General features: G+C 62.1%; 28 protein-coding genes and 1 riboswitch. Of the genes, 8 read left to right on the top strand and 20 right to left on the bottom strand.

Annotation, left to right across the window (positions count from 1 at the left end):
• Positions 1–50 precede the first annotated feature (50 nt).
• From ACIGEK_RS18255 to nrdR, 10 genes are all read right to left on the bottom strand, one after another.
• Entirely contained in the window at positions 51–698 is a 648-nt protein-coding gene (locus ACIGEK_RS18255; protein ID WP_397494679.1) for a TIGR02281 family clan AA aspartic protease, read from the bottom strand.
• 17 nt (positions 699–715) lie between these two features.
• Entirely contained in the window at positions 716–1,444 is a 729-nt protein-coding gene (locus ACIGEK_RS18250; RefSeq protein WP_397494678.1) for a substrate-binding periplasmic protein, read from the bottom strand.
• 17 nt (positions 1,445–1,461) lie between these two features.
• Positions 1,462–1,992 carry a phosphatidylglycerophosphatase A gene (locus ACIGEK_RS18245; RefSeq protein WP_397494677.1) on the bottom strand — a complete coding sequence of 177 codons (531 nt, stop codon included), beginning with the start codon at positions 1,990–1,992 and terminating at the stop codon, positions 1,462–1,464.
• Complete coding sequence (gene thiL / locus ACIGEK_RS18240) at positions 1,985–2,953, bottom strand: thiamine-phosphate kinase (RefSeq protein WP_397494676.1); 969 nt, start codon at positions 2,951–2,953, stop codon at positions 1,985–1,987. The genes ACIGEK_RS18245 and thiL overlap by 8 nt, the downstream gene beginning before the upstream one ends.
• A 7-nt stretch (positions 2,954–2,960) precedes the next feature.
• A complete protein-coding gene (gene nusB, locus ACIGEK_RS18235; RefSeq protein ID WP_397494675.1) occupies positions 2,961–3,452 on the bottom strand; it encodes a transcription antitermination factor NusB in 492 nt (163 codons plus the stop codon).
• Positions 3,449–3,925 carry a 6,7-dimethyl-8-ribityllumazine synthase gene (gene ribE, locus ACIGEK_RS18230; protein ID WP_397494674.1) on the bottom strand — a complete coding sequence of 159 codons (477 nt, stop codon included), beginning with the start codon at positions 3,923–3,925 and terminating at the stop codon, positions 3,449–3,451. The genes nusB and ribE overlap by 4 nt, the downstream gene beginning before the upstream one ends.
• 81 nt (positions 3,926–4,006) lie before the next feature.
• Positions 4,007–5,086: a bifunctional 3,4-dihydroxy-2-butanone-4-phosphate synthase/GTP cyclohydrolase II gene (gene ribBA, locus ACIGEK_RS18225; protein ID WP_397494673.1), complete on the bottom strand. Its 1,080-nt coding sequence runs from the start codon at positions 5,084–5,086 to the stop codon at positions 4,007–4,009.
• Positions 5,087–5,098: 12 nt separating this feature from the next.
• Positions 5,099–5,761 (bottom strand): riboflavin synthase, encoded by a 663-nt coding sequence (locus ACIGEK_RS18220; protein WP_397494672.1) that lies wholly within the window; start codon positions 5,759–5,761, stop codon positions 5,099–5,101.
• Between the two features lie 167 nt (positions 5,762–5,928).
• A riboswitch (FMN riboswitch) is annotated at positions 5,929–6,087 on the bottom strand.
• A gap of 83 nt (positions 6,088–6,170) precedes the next feature.
• The gene (gene ribD / locus ACIGEK_RS18215) at positions 6,171–7,286 is read right to left on the bottom strand and encodes a bifunctional diaminohydroxyphosphoribosylaminopyrimidine deaminase/5-amino-6-(5-phosphoribosylamino)uracil reductase RibD (protein ID WP_397494671.1); all 1,116 of its coding nucleotides are present in this window, start codon (positions 7,284–7,286) and stop codon (positions 6,171–6,173) included.
• Between the two features lie 2 nt (positions 7,287–7,288).
• A complete protein-coding gene (nrdR, locus tag ACIGEK_RS18210; RefSeq protein ID WP_160016202.1) occupies positions 7,289–7,753 on the bottom strand; it encodes a transcriptional regulator NrdR in 465 nt (154 codons plus the stop codon).
• 116 nt (positions 7,754–7,869) lie between these two features.
• Between nrdR and ACIGEK_RS18205 the strand changes: the two genes are divergently transcribed.
• From ACIGEK_RS18205 to trxA, 3 genes are all read left to right on the top strand, one after another.
• Positions 7,870–8,325 carry a YbaY family lipoprotein gene (locus tag ACIGEK_RS18205; protein ID WP_397494670.1) on the top strand — a complete coding sequence of 152 codons (456 nt, stop codon included), beginning with the start codon at positions 7,870–7,872 and terminating at the stop codon, positions 8,323–8,325.
• Positions 8,322–8,978 carry a class I SAM-dependent methyltransferase gene (locus ACIGEK_RS18200; RefSeq protein ID WP_397494669.1) on the top strand — a complete coding sequence of 219 codons (657 nt, stop codon included), beginning with the start codon at positions 8,322–8,324 and terminating at the stop codon, positions 8,976–8,978. The genes ACIGEK_RS18205 and ACIGEK_RS18200 overlap by 4 nt, the downstream gene beginning before the upstream one ends.
• 87 nt (positions 8,979–9,065) lie before the next feature.
• Positions 9,066–9,938 carry a thioredoxin gene (gene trxA / locus ACIGEK_RS18195; protein ID WP_397494668.1) on the top strand — a complete coding sequence of 291 codons (873 nt, stop codon included), beginning with the start codon at positions 9,066–9,068 and terminating at the stop codon, positions 9,936–9,938.
• A gap of 19 nt (positions 9,939–9,957) precedes the next feature.
• Here trxA and ACIGEK_RS18190 read toward each other — a convergent pair whose 3' ends face one another.
• Positions 9,958–10,296, bottom strand: coding sequence for a hypothetical protein (locus tag ACIGEK_RS18190; protein WP_397494892.1), 339 nt, complete (start codon positions 10,294–10,296; stop codon positions 9,958–9,960).
• 126 nt (positions 10,297–10,422) lie between these two features.
• On the opposite strand from ACIGEK_RS18190, the gene ACIGEK_RS18185 reads away from it, so the two are divergent.
• From ACIGEK_RS18185 to ACIGEK_RS18170, 4 genes are read left to right on the top strand one after another with little or no spacing between them, the layout of a single operon-like run.
• The gene (locus ACIGEK_RS18185) at positions 10,423–11,007 is read left to right on the top strand and encodes a DUF2796 domain-containing protein (protein WP_397494667.1); all 585 of its coding nucleotides are present in this window, start codon (positions 10,423–10,425) and stop codon (positions 11,005–11,007) included.
• Positions 11,008–11,056: 49 nt separating this feature from the next.
• A complete protein-coding gene (locus ACIGEK_RS18180) occupies positions 11,057–11,767 on the top strand; it encodes an ABC transporter ATP-binding protein (protein WP_397494666.1) in 711 nt (236 codons plus the stop codon).
• Between the two features lie 2 nt (positions 11,768–11,769).
• Entirely contained in the window at positions 11,770–13,035 is a 1,266-nt protein-coding gene (locus tag ACIGEK_RS18175; protein WP_397494665.1) for an ABC transporter permease, read from the top strand.
• 10 nt (positions 13,036–13,045) lie between these two features.
• Positions 13,046–13,567, top strand: a complete 522-nt coding sequence (locus tag ACIGEK_RS18170) for a DUF3299 domain-containing protein (RefSeq protein ID WP_397494664.1) — start codon at positions 13,046–13,048, stop codon at positions 13,565–13,567.
• A gap of 77 nt (positions 13,568–13,644) precedes the next feature.
• On the opposite strand, the gene ACIGEK_RS18165 is transcribed toward ACIGEK_RS18170, so the two are convergent.
• The 6 genes from ACIGEK_RS18165 to ACIGEK_RS18140 are packed head-to-tail and all read right to left on the bottom strand — an operon-like array spanning position 13,645 to position 18,502.
• Positions 13,645–14,742 (bottom strand): tetratricopeptide repeat protein, encoded by a 1,098-nt coding sequence (locus tag ACIGEK_RS18165; RefSeq protein ID WP_397494663.1) that lies wholly within the window; start codon positions 14,740–14,742, stop codon positions 13,645–13,647.
• 1 nt (position 14,743) lies between these two features.
• On the bottom strand, positions 14,744–15,427 hold the full coding sequence (locus tag ACIGEK_RS18160) for an energy transducer TonB (RefSeq protein WP_397494662.1): 684 nt from the start codon (positions 15,425–15,427) through the stop codon (positions 14,744–14,746).
• Positions 15,427–15,837 (bottom strand): biopolymer transporter ExbD, encoded by a 411-nt coding sequence (locus ACIGEK_RS18155; protein ID WP_160016213.1) that lies wholly within the window; start codon positions 15,835–15,837, stop codon positions 15,427–15,429. The genes ACIGEK_RS18160 and ACIGEK_RS18155 overlap by 1 nt, the downstream gene beginning before the upstream one ends.
• 10 nt (positions 15,838–15,847) lie before the next feature.
• Positions 15,848–16,396 carry a MotA/TolQ/ExbB proton channel family protein gene (locus ACIGEK_RS18150; RefSeq protein WP_397494661.1) on the bottom strand — a complete coding sequence of 183 codons (549 nt, stop codon included), beginning with the start codon at positions 16,394–16,396 and terminating at the stop codon, positions 15,848–15,850.
• Complete coding sequence (locus ACIGEK_RS18145) at positions 16,389–17,735, bottom strand: MotA/TolQ/ExbB proton channel family protein (protein WP_397494660.1); 1,347 nt, start codon at positions 17,733–17,735, stop codon at positions 16,389–16,391. Before ACIGEK_RS18145 ends, ACIGEK_RS18150 begins: the two co-directional genes overlap by 8 nt.
• A complete protein-coding gene (locus ACIGEK_RS18140) occupies positions 17,732–18,502 on the bottom strand; it encodes a DUF3450 domain-containing protein (protein WP_397494659.1) in 771 nt (256 codons plus the stop codon). Before ACIGEK_RS18140 ends, ACIGEK_RS18145 begins: the two co-directional genes overlap by 4 nt.
• A 266-nt stretch (positions 18,503–18,768) precedes the next feature.
• Here ACIGEK_RS18140 and ACIGEK_RS18135 point away from each other — a divergent pair, with 266 nt between their 5' ends.
• Entirely contained in the window at positions 18,769–19,455 is a 687-nt protein-coding gene (locus tag ACIGEK_RS18135) for an OmpW family protein (RefSeq protein ID WP_397494658.1), read from the top strand.
• Between the two features lie 57 nt (positions 19,456–19,512).
• Here the strand turns inward: ACIGEK_RS18135 and ACIGEK_RS18130 are convergent, their stop codons facing one another.
• The 3 genes from ACIGEK_RS18130 to ACIGEK_RS18120 are packed head-to-tail and all read right to left on the bottom strand — an operon-like array spanning position 19,513 to position 21,842.
• Positions 19,513–20,448: an NAD-dependent epimerase/dehydratase family protein gene (locus ACIGEK_RS18130; protein ID WP_397494657.1), complete on the bottom strand. Its 936-nt coding sequence runs from the start codon at positions 20,446–20,448 to the stop codon at positions 19,513–19,515.
• The gene (locus tag ACIGEK_RS18125) at positions 20,441–21,325 is read right to left on the bottom strand and encodes a sugar nucleotide-binding protein (protein WP_397494656.1); all 885 of its coding nucleotides are present in this window, start codon (positions 21,323–21,325) and stop codon (positions 20,441–20,443) included. The genes ACIGEK_RS18130 and ACIGEK_RS18125 overlap by 8 nt, the downstream gene beginning before the upstream one ends.
• A 22-nt stretch (positions 21,326–21,347) precedes the next feature.
• Positions 21,348–21,842 (bottom strand): single-stranded DNA-binding protein, encoded by a 495-nt coding sequence (locus ACIGEK_RS18120; protein ID WP_397494655.1) that lies wholly within the window; start codon positions 21,840–21,842, stop codon positions 21,348–21,350.

The following is a 21,842-nucleotide window of genomic DNA, read 5'->3' as shown; positions in this document are numbered from 1 at the left end:
GCCTGAATTACTGATGATAAGGATCGAGGCAACGCGAGGTTACCAAGCCGCTAGTATTTGGACTCCAACACCAGCACATCCTGCTCGACCTTCCAGCCTACTCGGCTAAGAAAGCTCATGCCGAGCAAGGCCTCGGTAGGCGAACCGCCTTCCAGCACTACGGCCTCGACACCCAGAACCTCTAGTTCACCGATCTTCACTCGGTCCAACGTCACGCGCCAACCGCGTGTCGTACCGCTAGCGGTGCTGACCTGCAACGGCGAACCTACGGCCCGATAATCAATGCCTAAACGCCGCGCATGACCATCATTCAAAGCAATAGAGCTAGCCCCTGTATCCACCAGAAACTGTACCGAATGACTATTTACTGAGCCTGTAACCCAGTAATGGCCGCCAATACCTTTGGCCACACTGAGCCGCTTCTTCTGCGCTTCGGCAAAACCTTCACTGTACTCACGACTCAGGCTGTAACTGCGCTCAACGCCATCGACACGCAACACCGCTCCACGGCTGTCGGCACTGACCACCACAACCCCGCCTGGGCCGATTTGGCCGACTTTGACCAGTTTACGTTGACCATCGACATTCAACACCGCCGCACCAGGGAACAGGCCGACAACCCGCACCTGGGTGGCCGCCATCACCCCATTACCAAGTAACAGCGGCAGGCTTAACAACAGTACTTTCAAGGCGTACATGGAACGTCTCGCACAGGTTAGTCAAACGGGTAAGGTTGCTGCCAGCGCTGAAAAATCGGGCGCAGGCTGCCATCCGCCACCAGGCTATCCATGCGCTTATCGAACAGCTCAGCCAGCGTTCGACCACGCGGGGTATCGGCAAACCCTAGGTAGACCGGCAGCTTGGTCAGCGGGGTAACACGGTAGCGATCAGGCTGACTGGCGGTGCTCAGCACATCCTCAACTTCGGTCAGGGCATCAAGATAAAAATCCACATGACCCACGCCCAGCATGCCGAGGATACCGCTACGGCGGAGCACTTCGCGGTACTGGCGCAAATTTGGCAAATAACGCTGGTATTCATAGCCACGCATCCATACCAGCCGAGACTCGCCGAGGGACTCCTGGGTGGGGATGGGTTTATCCCGCAAGCCGAGCGCGGCAATCTGGTCGGTATCGTAATACCAACGCGGATAGAACACGCCCTGCGCGACTTCATTTAGGTAAGAGCCTGCCCAGGCATCGGCAGCACCGCGCTGCACTAAGCCAATGGAGCGGGTGTAAGGCACGCTATGGATATCCAACTGCACGCCGGCTGGCTCGAATACCGCACGAAAGATCTCCCAGGCCATGCCGCTGCCATCAGCATGGGTATGCCCTTCCCACACTTCGCTGGCAATACGAATCTGCGTCAGCTCAGCGGCACACACCAGCCCGCTGGCAACGCTGATGACCAACCACAGCAACCACCGACAGCAGCGGCCCATTAGCGATCCCTTTCTGATTACCAGCCTAGCGCCGCAGCCAGCCCATTGGCCCAACCCCAGATGACCAGTTGCAGAGCCATCCAGGCGAACACACCGGCGAGCACGTCATCGAGCATGATGCCGACACCGCCATGCACATGCCGATCAATCCAGCGAATCGGCCAGGGCTTGAGGATGTCGAACACACGGAACAATAGGAAGCCTAGCAGCAGCCAGCCCCAGCCGTCAGGCACCAGCCAGAGGGTAATCCACATGCCGACCATTTCGTCCCAGACGATGCCTTCATGGTCGTGCACCCGCAGGTCATCGGCCACCTTGCCGCACAACCAGAAGCCAAACAGCATGGTGATGCCGAGCATCAGCCAGTAGCCCCAGTCCGGCAGCATCTGAAATAGCGGAATAAACGGCAGCGCCACCAGCGAGCCCCAGGTACCTGGGGCTTTTGGCAAAGTGCCGGAGCCGAAGCCGAAGGCCAGAAAGTGCCAGGGGTTGCGCCATACAGAAGGCGGCACGAACTCGGCGGGGACTTGCTTGGGATGATCAGTCACTGGTACTTCCAAAATGTTGATAGCCGCTGCGTGGCAGCTGAACGGGCTGACCTTGCGAGTCGAGCAGAGTAACGCCCTCACCGGCCACCACACGACCAATAACGCGCACAGGCCAACCTGCTTGCTGCAAATCCGCCAGATAGGCTGCCGGCAGGGTGAACGCCAGGCGGTAATCATCGCCACCGCTTAATGCACACTGACGCGCTGCCGACTCCCCGGCAAATGCCAGCAAGGCTACAGACAGCGGCACCTGTGCCTGCTCAATCAGCAGCGCCACGCCAGATGCTGCGGCGATATGCCCGCAATCGGCCAGTAAGCCATCGGAGATATCCAGTGCAGCCGTGGCCTTGCCACGCAACGCAACGCCCAGATCGAGCTGCGGCACGGGCGACCAGTAGCGCGCCAGCAACGGCTCGACCACTGCCGGATCGGCTTGGCGTTGCCCCAGCACCAACGGCAAAGCGCCGGCGGCATCACCTAACTCACCGCCGACGCAGAGCAGATCACCGACCTGCGCGCCCTTGCGGGTCAGCGCCATACCAATCGGCACACGGCCGAACACAGTCAGGGTGAGGCTCAGGGGACCACGGGTGGTATCACCGCCGACCAGACGAATCGCGCAGTGTTGCGCCATCTGATCCAGGCCGCGGGCAAAGTCCTGCAACCAATCCGGTTCGGCACAGGGTAGGGTCAAAGCCAGGGTAAAGCCGACAGGTGCGGCGCCCATGGCGGCCAGATCGCTGACCGAAACGCCGAGCGCACGTTGCGCCAGCAGAAACGGGTCAGGCGACTCGGGAAAATGCACCCCGGCAACCAGGGTGTCGGTAGAAATTGCCAGCTGCTCGCCAGCCGGCACTTGCAGCAGGGCACAGTCGTCGCCAATGCCCAATGCCACGCCTTCGCCAGCCTGCGCACAGGACGCAGCGGCGAAGTAATGACGGATCAGCTCGAACTCACCCAAAACAGGCTTAACGCTTGTTGGCGCGAACTTCGTCCGCACGCAAGCGCGGTGCCAGCTTGTCCAGCACGCCGTTGACGAACTTGTGCCCGTCAGTTGCGCCAAACACCTTGGCCAGCTCGATGCCTTCGTTGATCACCACGCGATAGGGAATATCCACGCGGTTCTTCAGCTCGTAGGTCGACAGACGCAGAATCGACAATTCAACCGGATCGATTTCATCCAGTGGGCGATCCAGCAGGGACTCAAAGGCACCATCGATCTCGGTTTTCTGCCGCGGTACACCATGCAGAATCTCGTGGAAGTAGGCACCGTCAACTGCAGTGAAGTCGTTATCGACGCGGAACTGCGCTTCGATCTCGTTCAGCGACTGCCCAGCCATGTGCCAGGAGTACAACGCCTGCATGGCCAGCGTACGCGCCTGACGGCGCGCGAGGGTCTTGCTGCTGGGACCTTTTTTCGGCGCTTGTGGCTGCTGCCCGTTACCGTCGCTCTGGCTCACTTGGCCTCCAACTGCGCCAGCAGGCTGACCATTTCCAGGGCGGACAATGCAGCTTCCGCGCCCTTGTTGCCGGCCTTGGTGCCGGAACGCTCAATGGCTTGCTCAATGGAATCGACAGTCAGCACGCCGAATGCAACTGGTACGCCGAACTCCATGGACACCTGGGCCAAGCCCTTGGTGCATTCGCCAGCCACGTACTCGAAGTGCGGAGTACCGCCACGGATCACCGCACCGAGAGCGATGATGGCGTCGAAATCGCCACGCTGGGCGACTTTCTGCGCGACCAGCGGAATCTCGAAGGCACCCGGCGCGCGGATGATGGTGATGTTGCTTTCGCTTACGCCGTGGCGAACCAGGGCATCAACGGCGCCGCTTACCAGGCTTTCGACAACGAAGCTGTTAAAGCGGCCGACGACCAGTGCAAAGCTGCCTTTGGGGGCGATGAAAGTACCTTCGATGGTCTTCAGGGTCATAAAACAATTCTCATATAGCGTTAAAGAGCCAGGGGACAAAAAATGGATAGCCCGACGAAACAGCGCGTAGCGCGGCGGTCGTTATTCAGCGGGCAAGTATTCTACAACTTCCAGGTCGAAACCGGATATTGCATTGAACTTCATCGGCGAACTCATAAGACGCATCTTGCGCACGCCGAGGTCGCGCAGAATCTGCGAGCCAGCACCTACAGTGCTGTAGGTGGTCGGGTTGGCCGGTTGTTGACGATCCAGCAGCGCCAGCAGCTCAGGCCCGGTCAGCGGATTACCCAGCAGCAGCACCACGCCGCTACCGGCCTTTGCCACCTCGGCCATAGCCGCACGCAGGCTCCAACGACCCGGTTGGTTGACCAGAAACAGGTCGCGCAGCGGGTCCATGTTGTGCACGCGCACCAGAGTCGGCTCTTCCGCACACACCGTGCCCAGAGTCAGGGCCATGTGCGCGGTGTCCTCTACACCATCACGGTAGGTCACCAGGTTGAACTGGCCCAGCTCGGTGTCGAGCACCTGCTCGCTGGCACGCTCAACCGTACGTTCATGCATCAAACGGTAGTGAATCAGATCGGCAATCGTGCCGATCTTGATGCCGTGTTCGGCGGCAAAAACTTCCAGCTCAGGACGACGCGACATAGTGCCGTCGTCGTTCATGATTTCGCAGATCACCCCACTCGGTTCAAAACCGCCCATGCGCGCCAGGTCGCAGGCCGCTTCGGTGTGGCCGGCCCGCGCCAGTACGCCGCCTGGCTGAGCCATCAGCGGGAAGATATGGCCTGGGCTGACGATGTCGTCGGCCTTGGCGTTTTTCGCTGCAGCGGCCTGCACGGTGCGCGCGCGGTCGGCAGCAGAGATACCAGTAGTCACCCCTTCTGCCGCTTCGATGGACACGGTGAACTTGGTGCCGAAACCGGAACCGTTACGCGGCGCCATAAGCGGCAGCTTGAGGGTTTCGCAGCGCTCGCGGGTCATCGGCATGCAGATCAGGCCACGGGCGAAGCGCGCCATAAAGTTGATATGTTCGGCGGTCACACACTCGGACGCGATGATCAGATCGCCTTCGTTCTCGCGGTCTTCGTCATCCATCAGGATGACCATCTTGCCGGCGCGGATGTCTTCGACCAGTTCTTCAATACTGTTAAGAGCCATGCTGGCGATTCCTTATTTGTTCAGGTAGCCGTGTTCGGCGAGAAAACTTTCGGTCATGCCCGAGCTTTTCGACTCGGCGGCCTTGTCACCGAGCAGCAGACGCTCCAGGTAACGGGCTAGCAGATCCACTTCGAGGTTGATCTGACTGCCAGGGCGATAGTCGACCATGATGGTTTCGGCCAGGGTATGCGGCACGATGGTCAGCTCGAATTCGGCGCCGTTGACCGCATTGACGGTCAGGCTGGTGCCATCGACAGTGATCGAGCCCTTGTGGGCGATGTATTTGGCCAGTTCGCGCGGCGCGCGAATGGTGAACTGCACGGCGCGGGCGTTATCGGCGCGCGCGATGACTTCACCGACGCCATCCACATGGCCGCTGACCAGGTGACCACCGAGGCGACTGGTAGGCGTCAGCGCCTTCTCCAGATTGACCTTGCTGCCGGCTTTCAAGCTGATAAAGGCGGTATGCGCCAGGGTTTCGCGGCTGACATCAGCCCAGAAACCATCACCCGGCAGCTCCACAGCAGTCAGGCACACGCCGTTAACCGCAATGCTGTCACCGAGTTTGACGTCAGCAAGGTCGAGCTTGCCAGTCTCCACATACACCCGTACGTCACCGCCCTTGGGCGTTAGTGCGCGGATGCTGCCAATGGCTTCGATTATGCCGGTAAACATGCCACCCCCTGCATCGCGCTCACGGCAGAACGCTGGCGAACAACGCCAGAAGCCTGGAACACAGAATAAAAATCAGACATCTAGACCAACTCCTGTTTTATAAAAAACAGGGCGTGTTTGATCGATAGGGATTTCGTGAGCACGCCTTCGCGTGCCCTGATAGGCAATCCCGCTCTCTCTTTATCCGGACTTTAACCGTCGGCCCCGGAATCACACCGGGTCTGCTGACCTTGCTCGGCGGGTTACACCACCTGACAAGCGCTCGCGGGCTAGGCTTTGCAGCCATTACCGCCGGTGGGGAATTACACCCCGCCCTGAGAACGTTGCGGCCACTTGCGTAGCCGAGACGCGTTTTACCACAAATCGCCTACGCCCTGCATGGCCAAACGACAGCAGGAATAAGCAACCATCAAGCAGCCGGCTGTGGCACCGCGATGATCCGCCAGTCATCACCCACTGCACGCATCTCGACAATTTTCAGCGCTGGCGCATCAGCCATCCGCGCCAACGGCAGGTCGAGCAGCGGCCGAGCACTGGAACCCAGCAGCTTGGGCGCCACAAACAGCTGGTACTCATCCACCAGACCCAGGCGAGCAAACGCCCCGGCCAGACGCGGACCGGCCTCTACCAGCACTTCGTTAGCACCACGGCTGGCCAGCTCGACCAGCAACCGGCGCAGGTCAACATGCCCGTTGCTGCCAGGCACGGCCAATAGTTCGTGTCCATCGTCCAGATAGCGATCACGCGCCGAAGCGGCGGCGCAGGTCGCCACCATGGCAGCACCGGCCTGGAAGAACGGTACGCTAAGCGGCACGCGCAAACGTCCATCAACCAACACACGCAATGGTGGCCGTGCTTGGGCCAAGGCACTTAGTTCCGCTCCCAGGCCCAACTCATCAGGGCGCACGGTCAAGCGCGCATCATCGGCCAGCACCGTATCGGCACCGGTCAATACCACGCTGGAGCGCGCACGCAACCGCTGCACTGCGGCGCGCGCGGCCGGCCCGGTAATCCACTGGCTTTCGCCGCTAGCCATGGCGGTACGCCCATCTAGGCTCATCGCCAGCTTGACCCGCACAAACGGCAGGCCTTGTTCCATTCGTTTGATAAAGCCGGCATTCAGCGCCCGCGCCTCAACTTCAAGCACGCCGCTCTGTACCGCGATACCCGCGTGCATCAGCCGCAGCAGGCCATCACCGCCGACCTGCGGATTGGGGTCTTGCATGGCAGCTACGACGCGAGTGATCCCGGCATTGATCAGCGCATCGGCGCACGGCGGCGTACGCCCGTGGTGGCTGCAGGGTTCCAGGGTGACGTAGGCGGTTGCACCACGGGCCTTTTCGCCGGCCTGACGCAACGCGTGCACTTCGGCGTGCGGCTCGCCGGCGCGGGCATGCCAGCCTTCGCCGATGATGCGGCCATCGCGAACAATCACGCAGCCAACGCGCGGATTGGGGTGGGTGGAGTACAAGCCTTTACGGGCCAGTTCCAGCGCGCGAGCCATAAAGGCGTGATCTGAATTCATCGTCAGCCTTTGACTGGTTCGCGGGACAAGCGGTCGATTTCCTCGCGGAACTCGTTGAGGTCTTGAAAGCGTTTGTACACCGAGGCGAAGCGGATATAGGCCACTTCATCGAGCTTCTGCAGCTCCCCCATGACCAGCTCACCGAGGACCAATGACTTGATCTCACGCTCACCGGTGGCGCGTAGCTTGTGCTTGATATGGGCGATGGCCGCTTCCAAGCGTTCGATACTCACCGGGCGCTTCTCCAGTGCACGCTGCATGCCGGCGCGTAGCTTGTCCTCATCAAAGGGCTGGCGGCTGCCGTCCTGCTTGATCAGGCGTGGCATCACCAGCTCGGCGGTCTCGAAGGTGGTGAAGCGCTCTTCACAGGCCAGGCATTCACGCCGACGACGCACCTGCTCACCCTCGGCAACCAGGCGCGAGTCGATCACTTTGGTGTCATTGGCACCGCAGAAGGGACAGTGCATAAATAAGGGCAGCCTTAGAACGAAGTTAGCCATGGTAGCGCATCCCGCAGGCAAGACAAGCTGAGGGGTTTGCGGTATACAGGCGCCCACGCAAACCAGCGGAGTTGATACCCTCGATGAAAGCCCCCAAGCCATTGCAACCGCTGATTCTACTGAGCCTGATCGCCCTGCTGGCGGCCTGCGCCAGCGACAGTTCGCCGCCCGCCAAACCCGCAGCAACATCGCCGACGCCAGCACCGGCAGAAGCTGCGCCTTTGCCGGCCTACCAGCGCGAGTTGAGGGGCAGCTTGTTGAATGTACCCAACGAGGCGGATGTCGAGCTGGCCCTGCTGGCGGTCGATCAGCGCGGCCGACCGCAGGCGCTGCTGGGCAATATCCAGCTGCGCGGCACCGGCAAGCCGTTGGCATTTCGCCTGCCGTTCAACCCGGAAACTTTTAACAAACACAGTCGCATCGAGCTGCACGGCCGCGCCAATCAGGCCGGCCGGCTGATTCTGCGCCTGCCCGAACAATCGATTGCCCGCGGTGACACCCAGGCCCTTGGTGAATTGCGCTTGGTACCGGCGCCATGACAGCACCCGCCGCCTTGCAGGCAGCGCTCAGCGAACTGCTGGGTGATGCCCAGCTAAGCGCGCAAACCTTGCCCGGCACCGAGATCAAGCTTTGGCTGATCGACCCGGCGAACATGGACCGCTATTTTAGCCCGGAAGAGACCCGCCTGATCCTCGAAGAACCGCCCTACTGGTGTTTCTGCTGGGCCAGCGGCCTGGTGCTGGCGCGCTGGCTGGCCGAGCACCCCGAGTGGGTGCGCGGCAAACGCGTGCTGGATTTCGGCGCAGGCTCCGGCGTGGCGGCGATTGCTGCGGCCAAGGCCGGTGCGCTGGAAGTGGTGGCTTGCGACCTCGACCCGCTGGCGATTGCGTCCTGCCAGGCCAACGCGGCACTGAATGATGTGGTGCTGAGTTATTCCGCGGACTTCTTCGCCGAGGCTGACCGTTTCGACCTGATTATCGTCGCCGACGTGCTCTACGACCGCGCTAACCTGCCGCTGCTCGACCAATTCCTCAGCCGTGGCCGCCAAGCGCTGGTGGCCGACTCGCGAGTACGCGACTTCCAGCACCCGCTGTACCAGCGACTCGGCGTACTCGAAGCCTGCACCTGGCCGGACCTGGCCGAGCCAGCGGAGTTTCGCCATGTCAGCCTGTACCACGCCGAGCGCACTTGACCACCCCTTGTATCCAGCACGCTACGTCCACATTTATAGTTCATCGCATTCCAGCCCATCACCACATGCGCCCAGCCGAGACCGACCATGAGCGACTCCCCTTATATTTTTGATATCGCAGGCAGCGCCAGCTTCGAACAGCTGGTGATCGAGAACTCCTTTCAGAAGCCGGTACTGGTGGATTTCTGGGCCGAATGGTGCGCGCCGTGCAAAGCGCTGATGCCGCTGCTGGCGAAGATCACCGAGGAATACAACGGCGAGCTGCTGTTGGCCAAGGTCAACTGCGATATTGAGCAGGACATCGTTGCCCGTTTCGGCATCCGCAGCCTGCCCACCGTGGTGCTGTTCAAGGATGGTCAGCCGGTAGACGGCTTCGCCGGCGCGCAGCCGGAGTCGGCGATCCGCGAGATGCTCAAACCCCACGTCGCCGAGCCAGCGCCTGCAGCGGCCGACCCGATGGAAGCGGCGCAGGCACTGTTCAGCGAAGGCCGCTTTGCCGACGCAGAAGCCGTACTCAAGGCACTGCTGACGGAAAACAACGAGCACGCCGCCGCGCTGATTCTCTACGCACGCTGCCTGGCTGAGCGTGGCGAGTTGGGCGAAGCCGAGGCGGTGCTCGGCGCGGTCAAAGGCGATGAACATAAACAGGCTCTGGCCGGCGCCCGCGCGCAGCTGACATTCCTGCGCCAGGCCGGCGAGCTGCCCGATGTCGCCAGCCTGAAAACCCGCCTGGCGCAGAATGCCGACGACGATGAAGCAAGCTACCAGCTAGCGATCCAGCAACTGGCACGCCAGCATTACGAACCAGCGCTGGACGCCCTGCTCAAGCTGTTTATCCGCAACCGCAGCTACGCCGACGGCCTACCGCACAAGACCCTGCTGCAAGTCTTTGACCTGCTCGGCAATGACCACCCGCTGGTCACCGCTTATCGGCGCAAGCTGTATCAAGCGATTTACTGATCACACGCGTCGACGTGAACTAGCCCACCCAGTGATAAATCGGCGCATCGGCGCCGGTTTCCACGCGCACCTTTGCACAATGGCGCAGACGCACCAGCAGGCGCTTGCCCGCAGCCTCCCCGCCCGCCAGCCCGGCCAATTGCCCGAGCAATTGCGGCCCGTCGACTTGTCCGGCCTGGCGCAGCAGCTCCAGGGTGGTCTGCCACAGCGCATCATTGGCCACCGGCGCGGCCGCAAGAGCCGGCGCAACGGCTGTTTCAAGGGTCACGTGCTGGGCCAGCTGCGCCCAGTCCTGCGCATCCAACTCAACCGTCAGGTCCACCGGCCAGGCGCCGATCTGCCCACGAATTCGCACCATCATTCTGCCCTCAACTGATCAACCGCCATGCTCCCACGTCCGCAACGGGCCGCCAAGGAAGGCTAGCCATACCCAGTAAAAAGTTGTTATAACGTAACAAGTAATTATTTCTGACCGGAGATCAACATGCGCCGCCTGCTACTTGCCTTGCCGTTTGCCCTGCTGCCCCTTGCCACCGGCGTTGCCGCGCATAGCCATGAACATGAGCACGCACATGATCACGCCGAACACGGCAGCCTGGAGGCCCACGAGCACGGCGCCGCACAACTCAACGTAGCGCTGGACGGCAAGGTGCTGGAGTTGCAGCTGGAAAGCCCGGCCATGAACCTGGTGGGTTTCGAACACGCCGCCAAGAGCGATGCCGACAAAGCCAAGGTCGCCGCCGCCCGCAGCCAGCTGGAACAGCCGCAGACACTCTTCGGCCTGGCCGCTGGTGACTGCAACGTCAGCAAGCAAGAGCTGGAAAGCCCACTATTTGCTGAACATAAGCACGAAGAACACAAACACGAAGAGTCCCATGACAGCGAACACAGCGATGTCCACGCACACTACAGCCTCGACTGCCAGAAGCCTGAAGAATTGAAACAACTTGACCTGGGCGAGCTCTTCAAGCACTTCCCCGCCACTGAGAAAATTCAGGTACAACTGATCGGCCCGAATGGCCAGCAGGGCATGGAGCTGACACCCGCGCAGCCGGCCCTGAGTTTCTAACCACCCCTTTTTGCAGCAGAACGGCCGGGGTAACCCGGCCGCTTACTTTATGAGCGCAGCCCTGATCCACCTATCCAACCTCGGCTTTGCCTGGCCCGGCCAGCCCGAGCTGCTGGACATCGACAGCTTCACCCTGCAACGCGGCGAAAGCCTGTTTCTCAAAGGCCCCAGCGGCAGCGGCAAGACCACCTTGCTAGGCCTGCTCGGCGGCGTGCAGAAACCCAACCGCGGCAGCATCCAGCTGCTCGATCAAGACTTGAGCAAGCTCTCCGCCGGCGCCCGCGACCGCTTTCGCGTCGATCACACCGGCTATATCTTCCAGCAGTTCAACCTGCTGCCGTTTCTCTCAGTGCGCGAGAACGTCGAGCTGCCCTGCCACTTCTCCAAGCTGCGCGCCAGCCGCGCGATACAGCGCCATGGCAGCGTGACCAAGGCCACCAACGCGCTGCTCGCCCACCTCGGTTTGCACCAGCCAGAACTGCTGCAACGCCGCGCCGGTGACCTGTCGATCGGCCAGCAACAACGCGTCGCCGCCGCCCGCGCACTGATTGGCCAACCGGAGCTGGTAATCGCCGACGAGCCCACCTCGGCACTGGATGCCGACGCCCGCGAAGCCTTTCTCGAGCTGCTGTTCGCCGAGTGCCGCGAGGCCGGCTCCAGCCTGCTATTTGTCAGCCACGACCAAAGCCTGGCGCGGCTGTTTGACCGCTGCCTGTCGTTGGCCGAACTGAACAAAGCCACCCGTTTGGCGGAGATTTAACGATGTACCTACTGCGTCTCGCCCTGGCCAGCCTGGGCAACCGCCGCTTTACCGCCTGGCTGACGGTGTTCGCCATCGCGCTTTCTGTGTGTTTGTTGCTCGCGGTCGAGCGGGTGCGCACCGAGGCCCGCGCCAGCTTTGCCAACACCATCAGCGGCACTGACCTGATTGTCGGTGCGCGCTCAGGCAGCGTGAACCTGCTGTTGTACTCGGTGTTCCGCATCGGTAACGCCACCAACAATATTCGCTGGGAGAGCTTCGAGCACTTCGCCGACCATCGTCAGGTCAAGTGGGCCATCCCGATCTCCCTCGGCGACTCGCACCGCGGTTACCGGGTGATGGGCACCAGCCCGGCGTATTTCGAGCACTACCGCTACGCCCGCAGCCAGCCGCTGCAACTGAGCAGTGGCCGCGCCTTTGCCGACGACCCGTTTGAAGTGGTGCTCGGTGCAGAAGTGGCAAAGGCCCTCAACTACCAGCTCAATCAGGAGCTGGTACTGGCACACGGTGTGGCCACCATCAGCCTGGTCAAACATGACGACAAACCGTTTAAGGTGGTCGGCATACTCAAACGCACCGGCACGCCAGTAGACCGCACCTTGCATATCTCGCTGGCCGGCATGGAAGCCCTGCATGTCGATTGGCAAAACGGCATGCCCGCACGCGGTGCGGCCAAGGTCAGCGCGGAACAAGCGCGGGCCATGGACCTGCAACCCAAGCAGATCACCGCCGTCATGCTCGGCCTGAAAAGCAAGATCGCCACCTTCAGCCTGCAACGGGAGATCAACGAATTTCGCGGTGAACCGCTGCTGGCGATCCTGCCCGGCGTAGCCCTGCAGGAGCTGTGGAGCCTGATGGGTACCGCCGAGAAAGCGCTGTTCGTGGTCTCGCTGTTCGTGGTGCTGACCGGACTGATCGGCATGCTTACGGCGATTCTCACCAGCCTCAACGAACGCCGCCGCGAGATGGCGATTCTGCGCTCGGTCGGCGCGCGGCCTTGGCATATCGCCAGCCTGCTGATCGTCGAAGCCTTTGCCCTGGCCCTGGCCGGCGTGCTGCTCGGTTTGCTGTTGCTATACTTGGGTATCGCGGGCGCGCAGGGCTATGTGCAGGCGAATTACGGCCTGTACCTGCCGCTGAATCTGCCAACCCGCTATGAGTGGACGCTGCTCGGCGCTATCCTGAGCGCCGCCCTGTTGATGGGCTGTGTACCGGCCTGGCGTGCGTATCGCCAATCCCTGGCCGATGGCTTATCGATCCGCTTATGAGGCTGTCTGCATGCACCGCTCCCTGCTCGCCACCCTGCTGTTCACCCTGGCCCTGCCGCTGGCGGCTGCCGAGGTGCGCGAGCTGACCTGGTCGGAAATGGTCCCCGCTGATGCACCGCCGCAAGTCACTGAACCTGCGCCCATACACGACCTGTCGCAGCTGGCAGACGCCCTGGCCGAATCCGGCCCAGCCAGCCAGCAGCAATCGCCGGCCGCCCCAGTGGTGCAGGCACTGGATGGCCAAGCGGTAAAACTGCCGGGCTATATCGTGCCGCTGGATGTCACCGACGAAGGCCGGGTGACTGAATTCCTGCTGGTGCCGTACTTCGGCGCGTGCATCCACGTGCCGCCACCGCCGTCGAATCAGATCGTTCACGTCACCAGCGAGCTGGGCGTGCTGCTCGATGCGCTGTATCAACCGTTCTGGATCGAAGGCCCGCTCAAGGTCGAGCAGACCAGCAGCGAGCTGGCCGAAGCGGGTTACCAGATGCAGGCCGAAAAGATTTATGCCTATGAGTTGCCGGATAGCTGACACACGGCGCAGCGCCAGGCAGAAAAAAGCCAGACCTCAGGTCTGGCTTTTTATTGGGCGCTACAAACGCGTAGCGACTAGCCGGCACTGGCCAGACGACTGTCTCGCTGGTGGCTCAACTCGCTTTCCGCCCACTGACGCCAGGCGCGCACTTTGCTGCGCTCGGCACCGGCACGCTCGGCCTTGGCCAGGGCGTCCAGCCCGGCCTGCCAGCGCGCCTGTTCCAGCTCTAACTGGGCCAGGTGCAGCCAATGCTTGGCACTGCCTGAGCGCTGCGCCAGCTCGCGGAAGATCAGTGCCGACTTGCTGCGTTCACGCGCCTGCCACCAGAGCAGCCCCAGACGCTCTTCGCGGGCACTGGTGCGCGGCAACAGGCCCTGGTCGAGCATCCCGGCGAGCAGCTTGGCCCCTTGCCAGGGTTGATCGGCAGCCCCGGCCAGCAGCACCAGGTTGTCCAGCTCGCTTTCATTGAAACGCAGGCCCTTCTGGTACGCCGCGCGCAAGGTGGCCAGCGATTTGTCGTGACTGCCGCTCAGCTGCTGCAAGGCTGCCAGCTGACGCCAACCTTGGGCGTTATTCGGCTGACGCGCCAGCAACTGGCGCTGCCAGCGCTCAGCGGCGGCGTATTTCTTCAGATCAGCATTCATTGCGACGAGAAACTGCAGCCAGCTATCGGCGGCCTGCGGATTAGCCTGCACATAACGCTCGGCCAAAGGCAGCGCCTTGGCCGGCTGTCCAAGCCCCTGATAGGCCTGCACCAGCATCTGCAGCACCTCTTCATTGGCGCTGGCCTGCCCCGGCGCCAGCAGAGTCACCACCTGGGCGTAGCGGCGCTCGACCAGGTTCAGACGGGCCAGGTTCAGCTCTTCAGCGGCCTGCAGCTCGGCGTCCAGCTTGCCACTCTTCAGCACCTTATCCAGCAGCTCGATGGCCTGGGTGTTCTGCCCTTCGGCCCAGGCCAGATAACCGCGGCTGCGCCACAGCAGCGCCTCTTCCAGGCTACCCGGCGTGCCCTTGGCAGCATCCAGAGCGCGGCGCGCGGCCGCGTAGTCGCCTTTCTTCTGTGCGGTCTGCGCCGCATCCAGCGCGCGAAACACGCCCGGATCAACACTCTGCCCAGCCGCCTGCGCGGCACCAGCGCTACACAACGCGATCAGCAACAGTAGACGATACATATCAGCGAGCTCCTTCCAGACGGAAGTACAGGGTTTTCACCGCTTCACGGGCCACCGCCAGACCGCCTTCGGTGCGCGGCGCAAAACGCCAGCGCACAGCTGCGCGGCGGGCTTCGCGCTCGAACACGTTTTGCGGGCTGGCTTCAATAACCCGTACGTTTTCTACCGCACCTGCGCGGTTGATGGTGAACGCCAGCTTCACGTGGCCTTCGATACCGCGTTGCAAGGCGTAGCGCGGGTAATCCGGGCTGACATCGTTGAGCGGCATCACTTCACTTTCCGGGCCGCCTGGCTGACCACCAGCATCGCTCGGGGCTGGTGCGCTTGGCGCCGAAGCACCCGCTGCCAGCCCCGTCAGGCTTGGTGTCGGCGCGCTGTTGACGGCAATGCCGCTGCTCAGGCTCGGCACCGGCAGATCCAGTGCCGGCAGGTTGGCGCTCGGGGTGGCCGTCATCGGCGTAGGGGGTGTCGGGGTTTGCGGCGTTTGTGCTTGCGGCGGTTGCGGTGCCTGCTGGCGGGTACGTGTCGCGGTGTCGCTGGAGTCGCCGTCGAGACGGACGAAATTGGCCACCGTCAGCGGTTCCTCACTCGGCTTGCTGCTGGGCGGCGCGACCATGTAAAGCATCAGGCCGAACAGCGCCAGCGCCATCACACAGGCCGCAACAAAAGACAGTGGCAAACGCATCAAAGCGCTCCCGCCGTAGCCGCCAGAGCCACGTCCTGCACGCCCGCCAGGCGCGCCTGATCCATCACCTGCACCACCAGGCCGGTACGCGCGTCCTGATCGGCCTGCACCACCACGGCGCCGTCCGGCTGGTCGACGCGCATGCGCTCGACATGGGCACGCACGCTGCGTACGTCGACAACTTTCTTGTCCATCCACACCTGCCCATCGGCAGTGATGGCGATGAGGATATTGCCTTTGTCCTGCGGGCTGGCGGTTTCCGCCTGGGGCCGCTGCACTTCGACGCCGGCTTCCTTGATAAAGGAGCTGGTGACGATAAAGAAGATCAGCATGATAAAGACCACGTCGAGCATCGGCGTCAGGTCGATGCCGGTGTCTTCGTCTTGCTGGTGGTGACGGCGCATTCTCATGTGTCGAGTCTCAGTCGTGACGCAGCTGGTCAGCCAGCCGCTCTAGGGCCCGGCGCGCATCGCGTTCGAGACGCGCCAGGCTGAACAATCCACTAATCGCCAATACCATGCCGGCCATGGTCGGCAGAGTCGCCTGCCAGACCCCAGCCGCCATGCCGCGCGGGTTACCGGTACCGTTGATGGTCAGTACGTCGAACACCGCGACCATGCCACTGACCGTGCCAAGCAAGCCCAGCAGCGGGTACATCGCCACCAGGGTCTTGCTCAGGCGCAACGGGCCAAGCAGGTGTTGCTGCGCCTGCGCCAACCAGGCACTGCGCACCGCGCGCTGCCAGTTGCCGGTGTCGTCGCTCAGCACCTGCTGCCAGGCCTGACGGCGCTCGCTGACCCACTCCGGGAATACCCGGCGCATGTACCAGAAACGCTCGAATACCAGGGTCCAGAACACCACGCACAGGCCAGCCAACGCCCACATCACCACGCCACCGGCGCTCATGAAATCGAGCAAGGCATGGCCGCTGTCCACCAGGCGCAACCACAGCGCCAACCAATCAGTCACGGCGCGGCGCCCCGGACAGGTGCAGGGCAATCAGCCCGGCGCTTTGCTGCTCCAGCAGCTGAATCAGGCCCTTGCTGCGGCTGGCCAGCAGGGTGTGCAGGAACAGCAGCGGAATCGCCACCACCAGACCCAACACCGTGGTCACCAGTGCTTGCGAGATACCGTCAGCCATCAATCGCGAATCGCCGCCACCGCCCTGGGTAATCGCCTGAAAGGTGACGATCATGCCGGTCACGGTGCCGAGCAGACCGAGCAGCGGCGCCACAGCGCTAAGCAGCTTGAGCAGGCCCTGGCCTTTTTCCAGCGGCGGGGTTTCCTGCAGGATCGCCTCGTCGAGCTTCAGCTCCAGGGTTTCCAGATCGGACAACTGCGGTTTAGGCCCCAGCACGCCGATGATTCGCCCCAGCGGGTTGTCGCCACGCGGGGCGCTGAGTTCATGCATCTGCGCACTGACGCCACGACCCACACGGGTCAGGTAGACCATGCGCCAGATCGCCAGTAGCAGACCGAATGCGCCGAGAACCAGAATCACCCAGCCGACCAGGCCGCCCTGCTGTACGCGATCCCACAAGCTGGGTTCGCGCTGCAACTGTGCCAACAAGGTGCCGCGGCTTGGGTCAACCGGCAGACTGGCGACTGCGGCGCTGCTGTCCAGATAATCCGCCACCAGCCCCAGGCCTGACGGCTGACGCAGCGGCGCTAGCAGCTCGCCGGCATCGGCGTCATAACGCAGAAAGGCATCGGCCCCGTAAGCGGAGAACGCGCCGACCCGCAGCACATCCTGCGGATTACGCGTGCCATCTGCAGCCACTACCGGCAGTTGCAGCCGCTCGACCCGGCCGCTGGCGGTGAGGTCTTCGAGCAGCAGCATCCAGTAACCATCGAGGTCGGCGGCCGAGGGCAGCGTGCGGCTTTCGGCTAGTGCCTTGAGACGCGCCAGACGCTCGGGGTACTGGGCATTGAGCAGGCTGTCCTGCCATTGGCCGGCGACATCCCCGGCGCTCTGCCGGACTACGCCAAACAGTTCGCCGAGGTGACCGGCGCGCTGACTGAGGAGCTTTTCCTGATCGGCCAATTCGGCTTCCTGGCGGTCAAACTCAGCCTTCAGTCGCTCGGCTTCGGCCTTCTGCGTGGCCAGGGCGCTGCGCGCAGTGGCCAGCAGCTGGGCACGCTCGCCACGTTCGGCAATAAAGGCCTGCTCGCGGCCTTGCATGGCGCTGACTTCAGCCGCGCGTTCGCTGCGAATACGTTGCAGTAGTTGATCCGGGCTCAGGGGTTCGGCAGCGCCAGCTAGGGCGGGCAGCAGGGCCAGGGTAAAAGCGAGAACGCGACGATTCATGGCTTGGCCTCCAGCGCCAGGGTCTTCACGGGCAGGTCAAGCACGGCCGGGGCCTGCTCCTGGCGGGCAATCGCAATCGCTTGGCGCAATGGACGTCGGGCGCTGCCGTCGAGGATCTGCCAGCTGCGGGTTTGCGGGTTCCACCAGCCGCTTTCATGGCCATCAAGGGTCTGGAAATACAGCATCACGCGCCCCAGACGGAGGAATTCGACGCTGCGCGACGTGCCCTCACTTGGCAGCTCACCGCGCCAGGCTTCCAGGGTGCGGCCGTAATCGCTCTCCACCTGATACGCCTCGAGGATGCGTCGGTATTTTTCGGCCAGGCTGACATCCGCACGCGGCAGCAAATCCTGCAACTGAGCTAGGCGATCACTGCGCTCATCCGGCAGGAACGGCAGATCGGCGGCGATAAATTCACCCAGCACCTCGACCATGCGGCGCATCTGTGGCGTCACCGCCTCCTGAGTGCGCTCGATGCCATCGAGCTGCTGCTGATAGCCGGTCAGCTCTTTGCGCTGCGCTGCTACCAGTTCACGTAACTGAGCGTTATAACCTTGCAAAGCCTCGGCCTGCTGCAGGGCATTTCGGTACTCGGTAAGCATTTCCCGGCTGGCGTCATCGAGCCGTTCAACGCGCGCCTGCGAGGCCTTGGCATCGGCAGCCAGTTGCTGACTTTCATCCAACGCGGCATCCAGAGGAGTCGCCGCAAGCGGCGTACTGGCCAGAACCAGAGCGACTGCCAACAGGCGCTTCGGCAGAGGGATCATGGGGCATTCCTTGTTAAGAGAACGTACATAAAGAGAAGCATTATCAACTGCATTACGTCTCTCAAGCAACCATAAGCACTACTCATTCAGCCAGCAATACGCCAAAAAGAAACAATATAACATATTGGTTAATGCAAGATCGTAAACATAGCTATCCGCAATTAGATAGCCAGCTACTTTTATTGCTCTGGATCAACAGCACCTCCTGGAGACTTCTCTACCATCGCATTCAACCAATACGAACCGATGTTTTATGGGAGCAGACCATGCGCACCTCATTTCTCACCACCTCACTGCTGGCCCTGGCTATTGCCGCTCCACTGGCACACGCGCACCAAGCAGGCGACATCATTGTGCGAGCCGGTGCAATCACCGCTGACCCACAGGAAAGCAGCAGCGACATCTGGGTTGGCGCACTCAACACCGACGTAGCCGGCACCAAGGCGACCCTGGACAGCGACACCCAGCTGGGCCTGAACTTCGCTTATATGCTGACCAACAACATCGGCATTGAGCTGCTGGCGGCCACGCCGTTCAGCCATAACGTCGGTGTTAAAGGCATGCCTGGTGGTTTCGCCGGCCTGAATGGCAAGCTGGGCGAACTCAAGCAACTGCCGCCGACCTTGAGCGTGGTGTACTACCCAATGGATTCCAACTCGGCTTTCCAGCCCTATGTGGGGGCAGGTATCAACTACACGTGGTTCTTCGATACCAAGCTGAGCAGTGCAGCGGAAGACAAAGGCTTCAGCGGCTTGGACATGAAGGACTCCTGGGGCCTAGCGGCGCAGGTAGGCATGGACTACATGCTGACTGACAACATCATGCTCAACGCTCAGGTGCGCTATATCGATATCGACACCACCGGCACCACCTCTTTTGGCGGCGAAAAGGTCAAGGTTGATGTTGACGTAGATCCGTTCGTTTACATGGTCGGTCTGGGCTACAAGTTCTAAGAGCCCAGTAATAAAAAACCGGCCTAAATGGCCGGTTTTTTGTCGTCTGGAGAAAATTCAAGACTGCGCCAGCAAGCGCCGCAAGCCTTCGCGCATCGGCGTTGCCGCCGGCAGCTGATAATGCGCCTGCAAGCGCTGGTTATCCGCCCGCGAATGACTAATATCGCCGGCCCGCGCAGCCTGGTAATTGACCGCTGGCAAGCCGCCGCACAGCTCGCCGATCAGCGCCAGCAACTGATTCAGGCTGACCGCCTGACTCCAGCCCACATTCACCGCTCCTTCCTCAACCTGCGGCGCAGTCAGCGCCTGGGTCAGCAGTGCCAGCAAGTCCTCGATATAAAAGAAGTCACGAGTCTGCTCACCATCACCGAACACGCTGATTGGCAGCCCCTGCTGGACGCGCTGGGTAAAAATGCTGATCACCCCGGAGTACGGCGAAGACGGGTCCTGCCGCGGACCGAAGATATTGAAGAAGCGAAAGATCGCCGGCTCCAGACCATGTTGCCGACGATAGAAATCCAGATAGTGCTCGCTGGCCAGCTTGTCCGCCGCATAAGGCGTCAGCGGCGCCTTCGGCGTGGCTTCATCAATCGCCAGACCTTCGCCATTGTTGCCATACACCGCCGCACTGGAGGCGAACAGCACGCGCTTGACGCCATGCAGGCGCATGGCCTCACAGACATTCAGGGTGCCGACGAAGTTGCTCTGATGAGTAGCCACCGGATCATCAACCGAGGCCTGTACCGAGGCCACCGCAGCCAGGTGCGCCACGGCCACACAGCCGGCAACCGCCTGCGCCACCACGGCAGCATCAGCCACATCACCCTGAATAAACTGCAACTGCGGGTTATCCAACGGCAGGTTGGCCAGCTTGCCCATCGACAGGTTATCCAACACCCGCACGGGGTAACCCTGCGCCAGCAAAGCATCGACCAGGTGCGAGCCGATAAAGCCGGCACCGCCGGTAACTAGAACAGGGCGTGAGTCAGACATGGCGATAATAACGATCCAGTAGGCTCGGCAGCCCCGAGCGCCAGGCTCGCGGTTTGATGCCGAAGGTGTGAAGGATTTTCTTGCATGATAGCACCGCATGCTGCGGTTCCTCAGCAGCATCCGGCCGCGCACTGTGCGCCTGCGGGCTTACCTCATCAACCAGGTTGCTGCGGAAGTTGCGTGCTTCACTGAGTACCGCCTGCCCCAGCGCCAGCGAAGTGGTCGCCTCATGCCCGCCGTAGTGATAGGTACCCCACAGCGGCGTCTGGCAATCTAGTTGCTTGAGCACGGCGAGAATCACCCGCGCAGCATCATCGACTGGGGTCGGGTTGCCACGCCGGTCATCGGCCAGCATCAGCGGCTCATCTTGTGCAGCGCGGATGAGAAAACGCCCGAGCAAACCCTCGGCACTGTCATCCAGTAACCAACCGAAACGCAGCAGCACATGGCGCGGGCAGATCGCCCGCACGCGCTGCTCAAAACGCCACAGCGCCTGGCCACGCACACCCAGCGGCTGCGGCTCTTCTTTCTCAGTATAGGCAGTAGCCCGCGAGCCATCAAACACGCGGTAGCTGGACGGCTGCAGGAGGCGGATCTGGTGATGCTGACAGAGTTCGGCCAGACGCTCGACGGAACGTTCCTGGGCAGCAAAGTGCGCCTCGCTGACAGCTTCGGCCTGGAACCAGTCGAAATAGTAGGCAAGGTTGATTAAGGCATCGGGACGGGTGTCATCAAGCAACTGGGTCAGGCTGGCGGGATCCCAGCCTGACTCCGGCGGTTTCGGCGCAAGGAAGCCAATGTCCTCCTCGGCGCCGAGGCGGATCAGTGCCTGCCCCAGCGCATTACCGCCACCCAGCAGCATCAGCCGCATACGCATGATAGAGCGCTAACTCAGCTGATCAGAACGGGATATCGTCATCGAAACTGTCGAAATCCGCAGCTGGCTGAGGCGCTTGTTGCGGCGCAGGGCGTGGTGCCGACTGCTGCGGCTCGCGCTGCGGTGCAGCGCGCTGCTGACGTGGAGCGGAGTCGCCGCCACCCGCGTTATCCGGACGTCCGCCAAGCAGCTGCATGGTGCCCTGCATGTCGACGATGATTTCGGTGGTGTAGCGCTTAACGCCGTCTTTTTCCCACTCGCGGGTCTGCAGTTTGCCCTCGATATATACCTGCGAACCTTTGCGCAGGTACTCGCCAGCAATCTCGGCAACCTTGCCGAACAGCGAAACACGGTGCCACTCGGTTTTCTCGACCTTCTGGCCAGTCTGCTTGTCGGTCCACTGCTCGCTGGTCGCCAGGCTCAGGTTGGTGACCGCGTTGCCGCTTGGCAGGTAGCGAGTTTCCGGGTCCTGTCCGCAGGTGCCGACCAGAATGACTTTGTTAACCCCACGGGCCAT

Source organism: Pseudomonas sp. NPDC079086, assembly GCF_044542155.1.
Taxonomy (GTDB): Bacteria; Pseudomonadota; Gammaproteobacteria; order Pseudomonadales; family Pseudomonadaceae; genus Aquipseudomonas.
This window is presented reverse-complemented; position numbering and strand designations above follow the sequence as displayed.